At 41.6% G+C, this 17,351-nt stretch carries 15 protein-coding genes; 10 read left to right on the top strand and 5 right to left on the bottom strand.

Features of this window, described 5'->3' with window-relative positions:
- Positions 1-396: 396 nt before the first annotated feature.
- Complete coding sequence (locus DBR11_RS13135; RefSeq protein ID WP_108553123.1) at positions 397-1,134, bottom strand: YoaK family protein; 738 nt, start codon at positions 1,132-1,134, stop codon at positions 397-399.
- Between the two features lie 82 nt (positions 1,135-1,216).
- On the opposite strand from DBR11_RS13135, the gene DBR11_RS13130 reads away from it, so the two are divergent.
- The 8 genes from DBR11_RS13130 (at position 1,217) to DBR11_RS13095 (ending at position 9,612) form a co-directional block, all read left to right on the top strand.
- On the top strand, positions 1,217-1,612 hold the full coding sequence (locus tag DBR11_RS13130; RefSeq protein WP_108553122.1) for a hypothetical protein: 396 nt from the start codon (positions 1,217-1,219) through the stop codon (positions 1,610-1,612).
- 100 nt (positions 1,613-1,712) lie between these two features.
- The gene (locus DBR11_RS13125; RefSeq protein WP_108553121.1) at positions 1,713-2,075 is read left to right on the top strand and encodes a heavy-metal-associated domain-containing protein; all 363 of its coding nucleotides are present in this window, start codon (positions 1,713-1,715) and stop codon (positions 2,073-2,075) included.
- A 77-nt stretch (positions 2,076-2,152) separates the two neighbouring features.
- Positions 2,153-3,451, top strand: a complete 1,299-nt coding sequence (locus DBR11_RS13120) for an efflux RND transporter permease subunit (protein ID WP_108553120.1) — start codon at positions 2,153-2,155, stop codon at positions 3,449-3,451.
- Complete coding sequence (locus DBR11_RS13115) at positions 3,448-5,385, top strand: efflux RND transporter permease subunit (RefSeq protein WP_108553119.1); 1,938 nt, start codon at positions 3,448-3,450, stop codon at positions 5,383-5,385. The genes DBR11_RS13120 and DBR11_RS13115 overlap by 4 nt, the downstream gene beginning before the upstream one ends.
- Positions 5,351-6,619: a TolC family protein gene (locus tag DBR11_RS13110; protein WP_233260746.1), complete on the top strand. Its 1,269-nt coding sequence runs from the start codon at positions 5,351-5,353 to the stop codon at positions 6,617-6,619. The genes DBR11_RS13115 and DBR11_RS13110 overlap by 35 nt, the downstream gene beginning before the upstream one ends.
- On the top strand, positions 6,597-7,820 hold the full coding sequence (locus DBR11_RS13105; protein ID WP_108553117.1) for an efflux RND transporter periplasmic adaptor subunit: 1,224 nt from the start codon (positions 6,597-6,599) through the stop codon (positions 7,818-7,820). The genes DBR11_RS13110 and DBR11_RS13105 overlap by 23 nt, the downstream gene beginning before the upstream one ends.
- A 4-nt stretch (positions 7,821-7,824) precedes the next feature.
- Entirely contained in the window at positions 7,825-9,048 is a 1,224-nt protein-coding gene (locus tag DBR11_RS13100; RefSeq protein ID WP_108553125.1) for an efflux RND transporter periplasmic adaptor subunit, read from the top strand.
- Between the two features lie 24 nt (positions 9,049-9,072).
- Positions 9,073-9,612: a DUF3347 domain-containing protein gene (locus tag DBR11_RS13095; protein ID WP_108553116.1), complete on the top strand. Its 540-nt coding sequence runs from the start codon at positions 9,073-9,075 to the stop codon at positions 9,610-9,612.
- Positions 9,613-9,687: 75 nt separating this feature from the next.
- On the opposite strand, the gene DBR11_RS13090 is transcribed toward DBR11_RS13095, so the two are convergent.
- The gene (locus DBR11_RS13090) at positions 9,688-11,070 is read right to left on the bottom strand and encodes an aspartate kinase (protein WP_108553115.1); all 1,383 of its coding nucleotides are present in this window, start codon (positions 11,068-11,070) and stop codon (positions 9,688-9,690) included.
- 469 nt (positions 11,071-11,539) lie between these two features.
- On the opposite strand from DBR11_RS13090, the gene DBR11_RS13085 reads away from it, so the two are divergent.
- Together DBR11_RS13085 and DBR11_RS13080 are read left to right on the top strand one after the other, a co-directional pair.
- Positions 11,540-12,379 carry a sensor histidine kinase gene (locus DBR11_RS13085; RefSeq protein WP_158275285.1) on the top strand — a complete coding sequence of 280 codons (840 nt, stop codon included), beginning with the start codon at positions 11,540-11,542 and terminating at the stop codon, positions 12,377-12,379.
- Positions 12,376-13,134: a LytTR family DNA-binding domain-containing protein gene (locus DBR11_RS13080; protein WP_108553113.1), complete on the top strand. Its 759-nt coding sequence runs from the start codon at positions 12,376-12,378 to the stop codon at positions 13,132-13,134. The genes DBR11_RS13085 and DBR11_RS13080 overlap by 4 nt, the downstream gene beginning before the upstream one ends.
- 15 nt (positions 13,135-13,149) lie before the next feature.
- Here DBR11_RS13080 and DBR11_RS13075 read toward each other — a convergent pair whose 3' ends face one another.
- The 3 genes from DBR11_RS13075 to DBR11_RS13065 all read right to left on the bottom strand — a co-directional run.
- Positions 13,150-13,605, bottom strand: coding sequence for a DsrE family protein (locus DBR11_RS13075; protein WP_108553112.1), 456 nt, complete (start codon positions 13,603-13,605; stop codon positions 13,150-13,152).
- 9 nt (positions 13,606-13,614) lie between these two features.
- Complete coding sequence (locus tag DBR11_RS13070; protein WP_233260745.1) at positions 13,615-15,027, bottom strand: sugar MFS transporter; 1,413 nt, start codon at positions 15,025-15,027, stop codon at positions 13,615-13,617.
- A gap of 414 nt (positions 15,028-15,441) precedes the next feature.
- The coding region (locus DBR11_RS13065) for an outer membrane beta-barrel protein (RefSeq protein ID WP_233260744.1) at positions 15,442-17,351 on the bottom strand (1,910 nt) is incomplete at its 5' end.

Raw genomic sequence — 17,351 nt, 5'->3', positions numbered from 1 at the left:
CGGTTTTCATATCTTTATGTTTTAAGTTTTTAAATTCTCTTTGTACATAAGACGTGCTCAAACCAGAAACGTTTCACCCATTTTACCCCTATTAGACCAACAGCAGGGTAACCATCGACAAACAGACAAATATTCACGACCAGCAGCAAACAACTACTCCTTTCTTTTCCTTCCCGGTATTCACCATCCCCGGTCTGCACCCAAGAAAATATGTTTTACTGAGGCGAACCTCAGAATCTGTAAGATTCAGAGAGCCCAGTAAACATATTTTCACAACAATACCTTCACAACAGCTTCGCAGAAACCCCATACCATCTTCGCAAAACAAGTACTTTTTGCGAAGCCTCTATGCATCTGCCCCAAGCCTGGTATGCAGTTGCCCACAACAAGAGTCTGTTAATGACTGGTTCTTTTAAACCTGTGCATAATCCTATGTATCCATAAAGGAAACAGATCATAATAAATAATAATCAGCAAGATCAGAGGAACAGCATAAAAAACTTCGAATTTGTATAAATAGAAGAAATACGCCCCCACCAATCCACCAAAAATATGGAAGAAGAAAATAGCACATCTCACATAAAGTTTATGCTTAATAACAACGCGATCATTTGTTTTCGGATGTAAATATTCTGCCGTTTCAGCCCCCATATCGGTCATTAAACCCGTTAAATGAGCAGATTTAACCAAGCCACCAGAAATGATACTGACCACACTGTTCTGCAAACCCATAGAAAATAAAATGCATCCAATAATAATTTCACTTTCTACGGGACCTCCGTGATAAAACAAATCACTGTATAAAGCAACCGCAAACAGCACCAGCATTTCAATCATGATCGGAACAGAATGGGTCCTGTACGGACTTCCCTTTTTATGAGATTTAATAATATAACTGGATAAAAAAGCACCCAGAAAGAAAGCAAACAACCAAAGAATAAGCGTAGTGATATCATTCAAATCCAGAGATACAATGTGTTTTGCCAGATTGGCAACATGCCCTGTGATATTGGAAGAAAACGCAAAAAAGGCAATAACTCCGGCTACATTAATCACACCTGCAACGAAAGCAGTAGACGCTGCCAGCATCACATTTTCTTTAAGGGACCTGTCTCCTTTAGTATTTCTCAGCATATATGTGATTTACGAAATTATATAACATGTTTTAAAAATTATATAAATTTAATTAATCCATTTGTTTTACATTTGCTTTATAATGAAAAGATCACTGCTCACTTTACTCATCCTCTTTTACCTGGGTACAACCAGTGGGATGACTGTGCATTTTCATTATTGCATGGGAAAATTAGCCAGCTGGGGATTTACCCAACCTGAAAGCACCATGTGCAAGATTTGCAAGGCACCTAAAAAAAGCTCTGGTAAATCCTGCTGCAAAGACGACTACAAACAGGCAAAGGTTGACAAATCGCAGAAAACATCAACAGCGGCTTACCAGTTTCAACCCCTGCCAGTATTACAACCGGATAGAACAAACTGGATTTTAGCCTATATTCCTGTCCCTATGGAGACAGGTAAGGCATCCTTAAGTCATGCTCCTCCATTAATAGGTGATACGCCTGTTTTTATCCGCAACTGTACCTTCAGAATATAAAATTACCGTTCTAATTCTCTGCACACTCGTGTACAGGCCATAGCATTCATGCCGGCCACATTTTATATAACCATTTTTTTCAAATCCAAATTTTAAAATCATGAAATCATTGAGATTTTTATCGGTGGCCCTATTGGTCTTCCTTGGCGGTGCTGTATCTGCACAGTCTAAAACAGACAGCATCAAAGTTTCTGGCAACTGTGGTATGTGCAAAAAAACCATAGAAAAAGCCTTAAAAGTACCTGGTGTAAGTTCAGCAAACTGGAATAAAGATTCCAAAATGCTTGCGGTAAGTTATGACGCCTCTAAGGTAAGCCTGGACGATGTGCAGCAAAAAGTGGCCAATGCAGGCTACGACACGCCAAAGTTCAAAGCTTCCGAAGCTGCTTATTCGGCATTGCCATCTTGCTGTCAGTATGACCGTGCAGGCAGCAAACCTTCGAAAAAAGCGAACAAACATTAACTGCTGAGACTGTCTGAAAAGAGTTGTTTTAAACCAGTGCACCTTTTCAGACAGCCTCTTTTTGAAAAAAACAAAAAATGGTACACAGAATTATAGAATGGTCTTTAAGAAATCGATGGATAGTCTTGCTCCTTGCCGCAGGTCTGTTTGTGTGGGGTGCGATTTCAGTAAAAAAGAACCCCATAGATGCCATACCCGATTTGTCAGAGAACCAGGTTATTGTATTTACAGAATGGATGGGCAGGTCTCCGCAGCTTATCGAAGACCAGATCACCTATCCTTTGGTTACAAATCTTCAGGGTATCCCAAAAATCAAATATGTACGTGGTTCTTCTATGTTTGGAATGAGCTTTATCTATGTGATCTTTGAAGACAATGTAGACATTTACTGGGCACGGGAACGTGTCCTGGAACGGCTCAGCACCGTTACCCGCTCCCTGCCTACCGGTGTTGCACCGCAACTGGGTCCGGATGGTACCGGCGTTGGTCATATCTTATGGTATACCCTGGATGCCCCCAACACCGATCTTGGTGAGCAGCGGGCCATTCAGGACTGGTATGTTAAATTTGCCTTGCAAAACGTACCTGGTGTAAGTGAAATCGCTTCTTTTGGTGGCTTTCAGAAACAATACCAGATTGCTGTAGATCCAAATAAATTATTGTATTATAAATTAACCGTACCGGAGATTATCGCAGCTGTACGGGCCAATAACAACGAATCCGGAGGCCGAAAGTTTGAAATGAGCGACATTGGTTACATCATCAAAACCTCAGGTTATCTGAAATCGATGGAGGAGATTGGCAATATCCCGATTAAAAACCAAAGAGGTATCCCGATAAAGGTTTCGGATGTAGCCGCTGTTCAAATGACCGGAGAAACCCGGCTGGGGATTTTTGATCAGGATGGAAAAGGAGAACGTGTTGGTGGTATTGTAGTGATGCGCTATGGCGAAAATGCAGCTGCAGTAATTGACAGGGTCAAAGCCAAGATGAAAGAGGTCTCTAAGGGACTGCCTAAAGGGGTAAAATTTGACATTGTTTATGACCGTGGTCATTTGATCCAGGAGTCTGTAGATTCTATTAAAAACACCTTGATTGAAGAGATGATCGTCGTCTCACTGGTGGTGATTATATTCCTGTTCCACTGGCGCAGTGCACTGAGCATCATTATTCAGATCCCGATTACCATTGCAGCAAGTTTTATTTTATTAAATGCTTTTGGCATTTCTTCCAATATCATGTCTTTAACCGGTATTGCCCTGGCGATTGGGGTGATTGTAGATAACGGCATCGTAATGAGTGAAAATGCCTATAAACACCTTTCAGAACGCTATGAACAATGGCAGAATGAACAGCAAAAAACAAAAGAATTATGATGACCTGGTTTAAAAATTTATTCAAGAAAAGTCCAGACTGGATCTCAGAAGAAGAACGGTTACAGATCATAGAGAAATCAAGTAAACAGGTTTCCAGGGGGGTATTTTTTGCCACCATTATTATCATCACTTCCTTTTTGCCTGTATTTATGCTCACCGGCCAGGAAGGGAAATTGTTCCATCCCCTGGCCTATACAAAAACCTTCATTATGATTGTAGATGCCTTACTGGTGCTTACGCTGGCTCCTGTATTGATCTCCTTTTTTATGAAGGGCAAATTCCGCCCTGATCACGCCAACCCCATTAACCGGGTACTCGAACGGTTTTATGAACCCGTGATCAGGACGGTATTGAAATGGAGAAAGACAACTATTGCCATCAATGTAATCGCTTTATTGATTACCATTCCCCTGCTGAAAAATCTGGGCAGCGAATTTATGCCGCCTTTAGATGAGCAAAGTATCCTGTTTATGCCGGTTACTTTACCTGATGTTTCCAATGGAGAGGCCAAACGCATCCTGCAGGTTCAGGATAAGATTATTAAATCTGTTCCTGAGGTGGATAAAGTTTTGGGAAAAGCTGGCCGTGCCAGCACAGCCACAGATAATTCTCCGATCAGTATGATTGAAACCATCATTATGCTGAAACCAAAAGCGCAATGGCGGAAAGGGATGACCAAAAAAGATATCATTAATGAGCTCGACAAAAAATTACAGATACCGGGTGTTGTAAACGGCTGGACCCAGCCTATCATTAACCGGATCAATATGCTGGCTACCGGTATACGAACAGACGTAGGTATTAAAGTATATGGACAAAATCTGGATACCCTGGCTGCCGTTTCTGAAAGAGTAAAGCTGGCACTGGAGGGCACAAAAGGTATAAGTGATCTTTATGTAGATCCGGTTACCGGTGGTAAATACCTCTCTATTGACGTACGCCGGGGAGAACTGGCCAGATATGGTTTAAGCATAGATCAGATCAACGAAACGATAGAATCGGCATTGGGCGGAGCCAATATTGGCAATACCATTGAAGGCCGCCAGCGATTTTCCATCAGTGTGCGTTTGGCTCAGGAATTCAGGAACAGTATAGAAAGGATCAGACGCATTCCTGTCCAGTCGGCCACCATGGGTGAAATCCCTTTATCTGCCGTTGCGGATGTACGTTTTGAAGATGGCCCGCCAATGATCAACTCTGAAAATGCTTTACTGAGAGGTGCAGTAATGTTTAACGTGCGTGACCGGGATTTGGGCAGCACAGTAAAAGAAGCTATAGATAAGATCAACAGTTCCCGGGGCATTTTACCGGAGGGTTATTTTCTCGAATGGAGCGGACAATATGAAAACCTGATCCGCGGACAGCAAACCTTGTTGTGGATTGCCCCTATCGTACTGCTGATCATTTTCTTTTCTCTATATTTTGCTTTTAAATCATTAAGAGAGGCATTTTTAAGTCTGATTACGGTTCCATTTGCCTTAATTGGTGGTGCTTATATTATCTATTTCTGGGGTGTCAATTTATCGGTTGCAGTTGCCGTTGGCTTTATTGCCTTATTTGGCATTGCAGTAGAAACCGGAATTGTAATGGTGATCTATTTGAACGATGCCATGGGGCAACTGATCAAATTGAAAGGCAACTCCAGTGAAACGATTACGAAAGAAGATCTGCGGGAATTTGTAGTCCGGGGTGCGGCAAAAAGACTGCGTCCAAAACTGATGACGGTTTGTGTCTCTCTGTTTGGTTTGATCCCGGTATTGTGGGCAACAGGTGTAGGTACAGATGTGATGCAGCCCATTGTTTTGCCTATGATTGGCGGCGTACTGACTTCGTCTACACATATCTTGCTGGTTACACCGCTGATCTTTTTGATGGCTAAAGAATATGAATTGAAAAAATATGGAAAATTGGAGGTACACGATGTTCAGCATTAATAAATGGGCCTTTTTATTGCTGCTCTTGCCTGCTCCTTTGCTGGCACAGCAAGCTCCGGTTAAACTGGATACCATTTTAAACCGGATTGAAAAAAACAATTTATTGTTACAGACTTATGCCTTAAAAGCAGAAAGTTATAAATACAAAGCGAAGGCAGGTACAGCATGGATGGCACCGATGGTTGGTGTAGGAACATTTATGACCCCCTACCCAGGACAAGTGGTGATGGACGACAGAGACAAAGGCTCTGTGATGCTTCAACTGGAACAGGACATCCCAAATCCAGCTAAACAAAATGCCCAGAAACGTTATATCGAATCCAAAGGTGACGTGGAAATGGCTGGCCGGGCTATAGCCATGAATACCTTTAAGGCTCAGGCAAAAAGCTTGTATTATACCTGGATTGTAGCCAGCCAGCGTATTCAGATCTTACAGGAAAACGACAAGATTATGCAGATGATGAAAAAAATCGAGCAGATCCGTTATCCGTATAACCAGAGTCAGCTATCAGGCGTGTATAAAGCAAGTGCAAAAATTGAAGAGAACCAGAACATGATCCGCATGCAGCGGGGTGATATTGCAAAGGCAAAGGCCTGGCTCAACAGTCTGATGAACTTACCAGGAAACCAGGAACTGCAAATAGATACTACCCATACACCAAAATTTACTCCAGAATCCAGTTTGGATACTACTTTATTGGCTCAGCAGCGTAAAGACATCTTGCAAATGGAGCAAAATATCCGCTCCATGAAACTGGGTGTGGGTGCGATGAAGGCACAGGCAAAGCCGGATTTCAAACTTCGTTTTGACCATATGTCTCCTTTAGGTGGAATGATGCCTAAGGCATATAGTGTGATGGGCATGATCAGTATTCCGATTGCCCCATGGTCTTCCAGGATGTATAAATCGGAAGTGAAGGCTATGAATTACGAAATACAGGCCATGGAGAAAGAACGCTCAGGTATGCTTCAGGAAAGCCAGGGTATGCTTTATGGCATGCAATACGAGATCCAGAGTATGGAAAAAAGGATTGCCGCTATGGAAGACAAAATTGTTCCTGCCCTGAAAAAGACCATGGATGCAGATTTTGCCAATTATCAGGAAAACAAGTTACAGATTACGGCTGTAATGGGCTCTTGGGAAGCTTTGACCATGATGCAGAACAATGTGCTGGATGAAAAAATGAAATTATATCAAATGATTATTGATTATGAAAAGGAATTATATCGCTAGCCTGCTGGTACTGGCTATGGCCGGTTTTACAGCCTGCCGCCAGAATAAGCCTGCTCCAGACCTGGATCATCATCAGAAAAAAGCAATGGTGATGGACCATGACCGAAGGGATACCAGCCTGAATTATTTACTCAAACCCGTCAACGAACAGGTGATTGCCCGGATTCCGGTAATACAGGCCAGTGCGGGTTCCAGAATTTATGTTGATCAGGTACAGGGTCGTGCAACCTATGATACCAGAAACCAAGTGAGTATTTCCAGTCGGGTAAGCGGCCGGATTGAGAAATTATACATCAAATACAACTATCAGCCGGTAAAAAAAGGTCAGCTTATTTTGGAAATCTATTCACCAGATCTGGCGGCTGCCCAAAGGGAATTATTGTTGATCCAACGTTCAGGTGACCAGGAACAGATGTTACAGCCTGCCAAACAAAGGCTTCGCTTGCTGGGCATGACGGAGGCTGGAATACAAAGTGTATTGAAAACCGGGAAAGTCTCCTACCGCATTCCTTTATACAGTAATGCTTCTGGTTATATCCTCGAAAAACAAAGCGGTTCAACTCCTGCACCTGCTCTGCAAAGCGCTCCTGCTACAGCTGGTGGCATGGATGCTATGGGTGCTTCTGAAAGTCCGGCAGCCAGTAGCACGGCTTCACAAGCTTCTGCTCCAACTGCCGTTTTGCTTCGTGAGGGACAGTACCTCAATGCCGGTCAAAATATCTTTACAGTTTACCAGGCGGGTAATTTGGTAGCAGAGTTTTCTCTTAGACCTGCAGTAGCTGCTAACCTCAGCAAGCAAAGCAAAGTAATCGTTCAAAGAACAGCCGATAAAACACAAAGTTTTACAGGTAAAATTGGACTGGTACAACCGGTATTTAATGCTGGAGAAAATTTTGTACTGGCCAGGGTATATCTCAAAAACAACAACTTGCAGGTTGGCGAACTGCTTACCGGACAACTGCCCATGCTGGCCTCAAAAGGATTTTGGCTGCCTAAAGAAGCTGTTGTATCACTGGGGAATCAAATGGTGGTGTTCAAAAAAGAAGGACAAGTTTTCGTTCCCAAACTGGTAAAAACAGGTATTCAGCAGGATAAGGAAATACAGGTACTGGAGGAGATTGGACAGTGGCAGGTGGCTAAAAACGCGTATTACTTAATTGATAGCGAAAGTTTTATCAAGACTAAAAATGAAGGGGTATAATCTTATGGAAAGGAAAGCATTTATAAGAAATTTTGCCATCATGGCGCTCGCACCAGCTGTGTTTTTAAGCGCGTGCAACTTTGAAAAGGGTAAAGACAAACCTAAAGCCGGGACTAAAGTACAAACCTATACCTGCCCTATGCACCCGCAGATTGTGCAGGACAAAACGGGCACCTGTCCCATCTGCGGGATGGACCTGGTTCCGTTTGAAAAGAATGCTGCCGAGGCAGGTCTGAATTTAAACGACGATCAGATGGCACTGGCCAATATTACCACGATGGCGGTTGGCCTGAACGGGCTGCAAACTTATAAACAGTTGAATGGCAGGCTGGTGGTGAATCCAGACCAGACAGCCTTTCTATCCAGTCGTGTGGCGGGTCGTCTGGAAAAATTATATGTGCGACAAACGGGAGAAAAGGTCCATAAAGGCCAGCCCATTTATAAGATTTACTCAGAGCAACTGGCAGCTTTGCAACAGGAATACCTGTTGGCTAAGGCTCAGGCTACACAGTTCCCGGCAGACAAAACTTTTGGGGAGATCTTAAAATCAGCAAAGGCCAAGCTTTTTTTGTATGGACAGTCTAATGCACAGGTGCAAAAATTGGAAAACTCCAAAAAAACCGATCCTTATGTAACTTATTCTGCCCTAGCAGACGGTACAGTAGCTGAACTTTCAGTAAGCGAAGGTCAATATGTTTCAGAAGGCAGTCCGATTATGCGCATGGAAGGTTATCATTCCCTATGGGTAGAAGCCGATATTTATCCGGCGGAAGCGGGTAGTATAAAGAACGGGCAGCGTGTAAAAGTAGTAATCCCTGGATGGGAGAATGAGCCTCAGCTGACTACAATTCAGTTTTCCAGCCCTGCTTTACAGGAAAACAGCCAGCTGATACAAATAAGAGGGGCAATTCCAAATCCTTCAGGGCAATGGCAACCGGGCCTGCAAGCCAATATCTTTGTGCCCTCTAATACAAATAAAACGGGGGTGCTTAGCATTCCTGTCGACGCTGTGATCCGGGAAGGAAAAGGCATGCATGTATGGGTGGAGGCTTCAAAAGGCAAGTTTGAACCCAGAATGGTCAAAACCGGTGTAGAAAGTGCAGATCAGGTAGAGATCAAAGAGGGTTTAGCCGAAGGGGATCAGGTGGTGGTTACAGGAGCTTACCTGCTTTATAGTGAATACATCCTCAAAAAAGGAAAAAACCCTATGGCGGGTATGAAAATGTAAATGACACAGTTAAAAAATTAAAAAATGAGAACAACAAAACATCTCTTAATTACATTGATCGTGGCGGCTCTATTTGCTGCTGCTTGTACCAGTTCGGTACAACAAGATCAGCAGGAGGAAGTCAAAGAGAGTATGGCAAGCTCAAAGACAAGTGAGGCCGTTAGTTTAAAAGATGATCAGTTGAATGCCATCTATCCATACTATCAGCACCTCACCGCTGCACTTATTGAAGCAGATGCTACAGAAGCAAAGGTAGCCGCAGCAGCTATTGAACTAGGTGCTAAGGAAATCCCGGATGCGGGATCCATAAGCAGCCAGGCTTCAAAAATTGCAGCTACTAACGATATAGAAGCACAAAGGATAGAATTTGCTGCATTAAGCACCAATTTCATTGCTTTGCTTAAAAAAGGAGGAATGGGTGGCGGCGAGTTGTATATCGCACATTGCCCTATGGCATCTAACGACAAAGGCGCAGACTGGGTAACCAACTCCAGAGAAATCAAAAACCCTTATTTTGGAGAAAGCATGCTCACTTGCGGAACGATTAAAGAAACCTTAAAGTAATTCAGGTTGTTTAAGTATACAGGCCGGCAATTTTGAAGATTGCCGGCCTGTGCTTTTAAGAATGTTATAGTCTAATTATGCCTGGCTCATGGCTTTGTTCAAGGCAATAATTGCGGTTTTAAAATCTTCACGGGCAATTAAGAACTGAATATTGACTTTTCTTAACGCAAAACCCGCACTCTTAATATTAATTCCGCTTTCAGTAAGTGCCAATGCACTCTTTCCAAGCAAACCCGGTTCGTCCATATTTGAACCCAGCAAACATACCATAGCCACCTTTTCTACAGTTATCTTTTCAAAATCATCTTCCAGATCGCTAATCAGTTTTTTATTAAAGTCCTGTTCCCAGATTACAATAGAGATGCTGTTGGCACTGGTGGCCTTAAAGGTGTAACTTACATTGTGTTTATGGAAAGTCTGCATGATATGTAAATCGCTTCCAACACTGCCAACCATTGATGGATCATAAATATCAATGATCAGGAGTTTCTCTGTACCTGTAATAACTTCAACACGTTTATGTTCACAAACAAATTCTCGGGTAATCAATGTACCGGGATGTGCCGGCTCAAAGGTATTCTTAATCCGCAGGTTGATCCCTCCGATTTCCAGGGGCTTTGAGGCTTTTGGATGGATGGCCTCCATACCTACATCGGCCAGCTGGTCTGCTATATCATAATTGGTATAGCCTACGGGAATGCAATTTTCTATGCCAACCAAACCAGGATCTGCTGTAGATAAATGATACTCCTTATGTATAATGGCTTCTTTTGGTTTTAAGAAACCAGCAATCTTGCTAAAAGTGACTTCAGAATAGCCCCTGTCAAATTCACGCATAATTCCTTCTGTGCCTTTTGCATAACCAGTTACAATACAAATGGTATTTTCGAGGTCAATGTTCTTGAAGGCATGCTTGATCCGTTGATCTATGGTAAATGCATGATGGTCTCCAAAACCACTCAAATCAACAAGCGTAGCATTAATGCCTTTGTTTTGCAGAATATTAGTAAAATTAAAGGCAGAATGACTCTCTCCAATAGAGGCTAAAATTTCCCGGGCGGCTTGAAGGATACCTGTTTTACTTACATATCCAGAGGCCAGTATATTCGCTAAGTTTTCCAGATAGGTTTCTGCTTCTTTAATGTGACTTTCAATAAACTGATCGGCAAGTGCCAGATCCAAACCAATACTTTTGTATTGTTTATTTATCGCTTTTAACTGAACAATCAGATTTTTTAAAGGGCGGTGAAAATCCTGATATTTTGCAATGCGGTGGTAAACCCCAGGTGCCCCTGTTTTCTTGTTTTCCAGGAGCATATTGGTAACGCCTGAAAATGCAGACACGACAAAAACCCGGTTGTAAAGTTCTTTGCCGCTGCGTTCAAATAAGATGATATTGTTTATAACCTCGTTAAGGGCACTCATAGAGGTGCCCCCAATTTTTTCTACTGTTAACATGTGTAATTTCTAATTCAGTTTCGCGCTAAAATTACAGGATTTTTTCTATTTCCCATGGATCATTGCCTTTATTATATTATTTAGCTACAAATATTATAATTTTCATTTTAGAGAGCCAGATATCCGTTTCCCAAACATTTTTGCCTGCCTCGCACAATTTATTGCTCCACACCCCATATAAATTGTTGAGTTTTGAAAAAATAAAACGCTTTTAATATAATCATGCACAAGTTTGCTTATTTTATACCTTTAAACCAAAAAGGTCCTTGTTCCATGCAAAACGGAATTCCACTTAAAAATTTAATCAGGCTTAACTGGATCATCTCTTTTATGTCGTCCATTTTAGTGGTTATATTTTTGGTGGCGACCACCTATGATTTTTCAGATGCTGTATTTCGATTTCTGCAGACATTTTTGTTTATGGGTACAGTCAGTTTTTTCAATGTGCTTTTATTCAATTTTTTCCCTGATGAAAAACGCCCCCCGCGATCTCTATTTAAAAATTAAATTCTACTTCTGTAGTTACCTTTCTACAGTTGCTATCTGGATTTTGGTTAAAACCTTATATTCTATTGTAACTGGCTTCAAATGGGAAGGAGATGGTCCACATATTTATATGGCATATATCCTTGGTGTATTGGCTGTTTGTATTATGAATACCTTTGTTCTCATTTTACAAAATACGGTGATATTGCAGTATAAAAAAGCGCAGAGCGAGATCGAAAATTTACAACTCAAAGCCAACAGGAGCGAAACAGCAAACCTTTTGTTGAGACAGCAAATTCATCCACATTTTCTTTTCAATGCTTTGAACACCGTTAAATCCCTGTATAAAAGAGATTTCCAGCAGGGCGAAGATTACCTGGTGCACTTGGCTAATTTTTTACGGGTATCGATCTCCAATCAGACTACAAAAACCACTTTAATCAAAAATGAGCTTGAATTCTGCCTGGATTACCTGATCATGCAAAAGATTCGTTTCGGCACTGCCTTAAATTACACGATTGACATTTCAGAACAAACCATTCAAAACCGTTATTTGCCCTTCTTCTCCCTGCAACCACTCATAGAAAATGCGCTGAAACACAATGATCTGACAGAGGAAAGACCTATACTGATTACGATTAGAGAAAGTGATGGTTACCTGTCTGTTTCGAACAACCTGCAGCCAAAAAGCTATAAAGAACCCTCAACAGGTCAAGGCTTGTCTAGTTTGGCAGAGCGTTACCACTTACTTGGCGAAGCGGAGATCATCATTACCTCAGATCAAGCCTTTTTTACTATAAAATTAAAAACCTTAGATCAATGAAGATCGTTATCATAGAAGATGAAAGAGTAACCGCCGATGATCTGAAACAAACGATCCTTCAGACGGATGCCAACATAGAAATTATGGCCATATTAAGGTCTGTAGAAGAAGGTACGGATTGGTTTAAATCAAATCCGGCACCAGACCTCATCTTTAGCGATATTCAATTGGGAGACGGGCTTAGTTTTGAAATTTTCTGCGATCTGTGCATTCCTGTGATATTTTGTACAGCCTATGATGAATATGCACTCAATGCTTTCAAAGCAAATGGTATTGATTACCTGCTGAAACCTTTTACGGATGCTTCGGTGGGTTCAGCATTGAATAAATTTAAGAATCTGACTCAAATTAAACAAGAGGAAATAACCAAACAATATGAGTCCATAACACGATTGTTTTCAGCATCCAAATCAGCAAAAACCACCTCCCTACTGATCCATCATAGGGATACCATATTCCCTGTGAAAATTGAGGATGTCGCACTGTTTCATCTGGAGTATGATGTTGTCCAGATGCTTACTTTTAACCATAAAACCCATTACCCTGGTAAAAGCCTAGAAGAACTGGGAGAGTTGGTGGGGCCTGATTTCTTTAGAGTTAACCGTCAATACCTGGTCAACAGGAAAGCGATAATAAATGCCTCCAGTATCTTTTCGCGCAAGCTTTCCCTCAATGTCAGTATTCCTGTTAAAGAAAGCATCACCATCAGTAAAGAAAAAGCTCCACTGTTTCTTAAATGGTTATCAGGTGGCTAAGCCTAAGATTTAAGCTTAGGGATGCACAACTGCCCAGCCTTGTTGCTGACGAATGATAATTTCCCCGTTACCGCTTGGAACATAGCTGATAAAGTCAAAAAGCTCCGTTTTATCAATATGTCTTTCTCGGATTGTATTCTCACACTGTGCAAGAATTACACCCCTGGCCTGTAGTTCAAGTAAAGTTTTTTCAAAAGGACCTGCTTTTTGATAAACAGCTACGCCATCACTAAAAGCGATCAGCTCCACTTCCAGCTTTCCTTTAAGCCGGGGATCATCTAATGCATTTTTCAAATTCCGTAATGTACCCGTAATTTTCTTTTCATCGCCACTGTTCAACACATAAAGTGCCTTATAGTGTTTTAGTACCGCCTTGGCTCCAGTAAACTGCTTTGACTGGGTTTGTGCAAAACCGACCACAGTGCACAGCAGCATCAACATGAACAGTCCAGTTATAACTTTTCCTTTCATAACTTTAAATTAATGGTTAGTATGTACTTTCTCTCCTTCCAGCACCTGGACCTTCTTCATACAATACAATCCGAAGATCAGAATGTAAGCGTAACAAATTGCCGGCAGAAAAAAGGAATGTTGTATCCCAATACTATCCGCCAAGGCACCCTGAATCAATGGTACAATAGCTCCACCCAGGATGGCCATAACCAATAAGGAAGAACCCTGGCTAACGTACTTACCGAGTCCGGATATGGCCAGCGTATATATATTGGAAAACATAATGGAGTTAAACAAACCAATGCCAAGAATTGGATATAAAGCCATTGGTCCTGTACTAAACACAGAAATAAGGATTAAAGCAATATTAATGCCTGCAAAAAGCACCAACGTACGTGCAGGAGCAGATTTTCCAACTAGAAAAGCGAGCAGATTGAGCACGATAAATACAATAAAGAAACTGGTCTGGGCAAAGCTTAGATCAACAATACTGAAAACCAGCAGGTATACAACAGCTGAGGTAAGCACCATATAAATGATTTTCTTGGTCTTATCCAGTCCACTCAATGAAATAGCCCCAAGGAACCTTCCGATCATAGCACCACCCCAGTATAGGGACAAATAATTTTTACTCACCACTTCCTGCAGGTTCATGATGTCTTTCTGACTCATGAATGCAATCAATAAACTTCCAATTCCCACCTCTGCACCTACATAACAGAAAATACCCAGGATACCGAGTTTAAGCTGAGGGAATTTAAGTGCACCCAAACCACCATGACTTTCCGATTCTTCTGAGCTAAAAGATGGAAGCTTCACTTTATTAATCACCACAGCCAATAGCACTAAAATTCCGGCAAAGATAAGGTAAGGGATTCGTGTTGAATCTGCTGTAACCTTGCCGTTGTCTAAAAACAGCGAAAAGATCAAATGGCCGCCCAATACAGGGGCAATGGTCGTACCAAATGAATTAAAAGCCTGTGTTAAATTCAAACGACTCGATGCACTCTCTTCGGGTCCAAGCAGGGTCACATAAGCATTCGCCGTAATTTGCAGAATGGTAAAACCCAGCCCCAATACAAACAAAGCAGAAAGAAAAAACCCATACACAGAGAAACTTGCCGCCGGATAAAACAGGCAACATCCAATTGCAGAAAGCAGTACACCTGCAATAATCCCCTTTTTATATCCTACTTTATTAATCGGATCCCCTTTATAATGTGAAATCAGGAAATAAATCAGCGATCCAATAAAATAAGCCCCAAAAAAAGCAAACTGCACCAGCATAGACTCAAAAAAACTCAGCTGAAAAAGCTCCTTCAAATGCGGGATCAAAATATCATTCATACAGGTAATAAATCCCCACATAAAGAAAAGCAGGGTCATGGTTACGAGCGGTACGATAGAAGTGGTCTTTTTAGCTTTTGTATTAATGTCCATAAAGGTATTTTAAGAAAGAAATTGAATGTTCAATCGGCAAATAAACAACTTGAAAATTGAAGAATTGTGTTCAATACGTCAAAAATACGTCTTTTTTAAGTGATCTACCCTCAACAAACTAAGCCTCAACCATAAAAACTAAGTAACAATTCCATCTCTTAAACCCAATCCCACCCCAATCCAGCTAACACACCAATCCTGCTAACACGCTCTGCAATTAAACCCCCAATCCAGCTAACACACTCTGCAATTTAACCCCCCAATCCCGCTAACACGCGGTCCCCGGTCTCCCCTCCTGCAATTTGCTCAGAAAATTTTATATGCTGTTGAGGGAGCATTCGATGTCTGCGGGCTTTTTCTGCCCGCCTGAGATCGGCAGCCCCGAAACAGCATGCAAAATTTTCAAAAATTCTCCTACATAAAACTGCCGTCCCCCCTACGCATCACCCCTCTGCCATTTTTCCCCTTTATCCCACTCCATTTCTGCAATCTCATGCTAAACCTCAACATAAAATACCTGCTCAAAGCATTAGATTTTGTCTGCGTAATCGTACCATTTGCACTAACATCCTGGTTCACAAAATTATTCTGATTCAAAAGATCAAAAGCCTGTAAAGTCAATCTACCCCTGCGGTTAAACAATTCCTTCTCCAGATACATATTCACTACAAAAGGATTAGAAGTAATATTCGCGCTGATTCCACTTACATAGTTCTTACTGGCACTATAACCAAATAAAAAGGTATTCCAGAAATAAATCTTACCATCCACATTCAGCGCCACAGTATTGGTTTTAGTATCCCGAAAATTAGGCAGACTATTGTCTGACTTGGTATAATTATAAGACACATTCGGATTTATTTCAAACCAGTCGTTCGGATTCATCCGCGGTCCTACACGCTCAATAAAAGTCTGTACTGTATTGATGTTCTTCAATGAAGTATACATAGACAAGCGGTGATCATAACTGGCCGATCCGCTAAACGAAAGATTATATTTACGGTCGCTTAACTGCTTGCTCACGGAGTAATTTCCTCCAATCTTATACACGCCATTTGTATTCAGATAACGGGTTTCAGTAATATAAACTGGTGTAGGCAAATTTACGCTCTGATCCACAATCTGCACGTTATTGCTGATCACTGCATTTTCTGTCATAGACCCGTTTAGATTGACATTAAAGTTCAGTTTCGAATTCGCGATATAGTTATTATAAGTTGCATTAACAGAATGTACAAACGTGGACAGCAAATTCGGGTTACCCACAATAGGATTTTGCGGATTAGATACATCCCTGACCGGCTGGATCTGATCAAAAGAAGGCTCAACAGCATTCCCGGAATAGTTAATCGCTACTTTTTCCTGTCTGGACCATAAGTACTCAAAGCGCGCAATAGGAATCACGTTAAAACTATTTCTATTGGTCGTGGTACCTAAACTTACTTTAGTTCCAGAAAGCAGGGTTGGTACAGCCGTTATACCCACAGAGAACCGTACCTTAGATAGAGGCCCAACTCCATAACGATAATTTAACGCAATCCTACCCTGGGTAAAAGAGTAATTGTATATATTGCTGAGTGAATCTATAATATGATCTGGTCCACCATTTACAATATTCCTGGTGGTTGCAGTATTGTCATACCCGTTATAATTAACCTGTGCATTTAACTCCAGCTGAGTATTCGTATTTAAAGGCTCCACATAGGTAAAACTTCCCCGGTAATTTTTCTGCAAATTTTTACGGGCAATGATCCTGTTCACAGCGGAGTCCCTTTGTTCCGTTTCAGCCTGGTTCAGATAATAAATGATCTTGGTATCCTGTTCGGATTCCTGGTCCTGGTCATTACTGTTCAGATCCGCCTGAACGGAGAAATTCCTTCTGGGCTTGGCAAAGATATGCTGATAAAATACTGAAGTTCCAATTTGAGGTGTTTTATTTATACTGCTGTTTACTCCTGTACGGTTCTGGTGCAGAAATCCCGTCTGAATAATATTTGAGATTCTGCTGCTGCTGGTAGAACCGTATTTCAAGGTTGGAATGATACGTAAGAAATTATTACTGTCCAGGTTTGCCTCTATTTCTGCACGGAGATTATGGTTCTTGGTGAGGTTTTTGCTCTCACTTGTTGAAGTGGCATAGGTGTAAAAAGTAGAACCATCCAGCACGGTAGGTGTCTCCGAGTAAGTATCGTTTAAGGACCTCACTTTAGTGGTAGAAAATCCATAATTTAAATTCAGTTCTACTTTTTTACCCAGTTTTTCCCGTATGCTGAAGGAGCCATTACCTGTGGTAGTGGTACCACCGCTTCCGCCTCCGCTGCTGC

The sequence above is a fragment of the Pedobacter sp. HMWF019 genome (genome assembly GCF_003061025.1).
Lineage (GTDB): Bacteria > Bacteroidota > Bacteroidia > Sphingobacteriales > Sphingobacteriaceae > Pedobacter.
The sequence above is the reverse complement of the archived record's forward strand: the minus strand, read 5'-3'. Positions and strand labels throughout refer to the sequence as shown.

Excerpts from the sequence above, each read along its gene's own strand:
- DBR11_RS13115 (WP_108553119.1), top strand. The coding sequence starts at position 3,448 with ATGATGACCTGGTTTAAAAATTTATTCAAGAAAAGTCCAGACTGGATC.
- DBR11_RS13095 (WP_108553116.1), top strand. The coding sequence starts at position 9,073 with ATGAGAACAACAAAACATCTCTTAATTACATTGATCGTGGCGGCTCTA.
- DBR11_RS13090 (WP_108553115.1), bottom strand. The coding sequence starts at position 11,070 with ATGTTAACAGTAGAAAAAATTGGGGGCACCTCTATGAGTGCCCTTAAC.
- DBR11_RS13100 (WP_108553125.1), top strand. The coding sequence starts at position 7,825 with ATGGAAAGGAAAGCATTTATAAGAAATTTTGCCATCATGGCGCTCGCA.
- DBR11_RS13130 (WP_108553122.1), top strand. The coding sequence starts at position 1,217 with ATGAAAAGATCACTGCTCACTTTACTCATCCTCTTTTACCTGGGTACA.
- DBR11_RS13120 (WP_108553120.1), top strand. The coding sequence starts at position 2,153 with ATGGTACACAGAATTATAGAATGGTCTTTAAGAAATCGATGGATAGTC.
- DBR11_RS13135 (WP_108553123.1), bottom strand. The coding sequence starts at position 1,134 with ATGCTGAGAAATACTAAAGGAGACAGGTCCCTTAAAGAAAATGTGATG.
- DBR11_RS13075 (WP_108553112.1), bottom strand. The coding sequence starts at position 13,605 with ATGAAAGGAAAAGTTATAACTGGACTGTTCATGTTGATGCTGCTGTGC.
- DBR11_RS13105 (WP_108553117.1), top strand. The coding sequence starts at position 6,597 with ATGAAAAGGAATTATATCGCTAGCCTGCTGGTACTGGCTATGGCCGGT.
- DBR11_RS13080 (WP_108553113.1), top strand. The coding sequence starts at position 12,376 with ATGAAGATCGTTATCATAGAAGATGAAAGAGTAACCGCCGATGATCTG.
- DBR11_RS13070 (WP_233260745.1), bottom strand. The coding sequence starts at position 15,027 with ATGGACATTAATACAAAAGCTAAAAAGACCACTTCTATCGTACCGCTC.
- DBR11_RS13110 (WP_233260746.1), top strand. The coding sequence starts at position 5,351 with ATGGAAAATTGGAGGTACACGATGTTCAGCATTAATAAATGGGCCTTT.
- DBR11_RS13125 (WP_108553121.1), top strand. The coding sequence starts at position 1,713 with ATGAAATCATTGAGATTTTTATCGGTGGCCCTATTGGTCTTCCTTGGC.
- DBR11_RS13085 (WP_158275285.1), top strand. The coding sequence starts at position 11,540 with ATGAAAAACGCCCCCCGCGATCTCTATTTAAAAATTAAATTCTACTTC.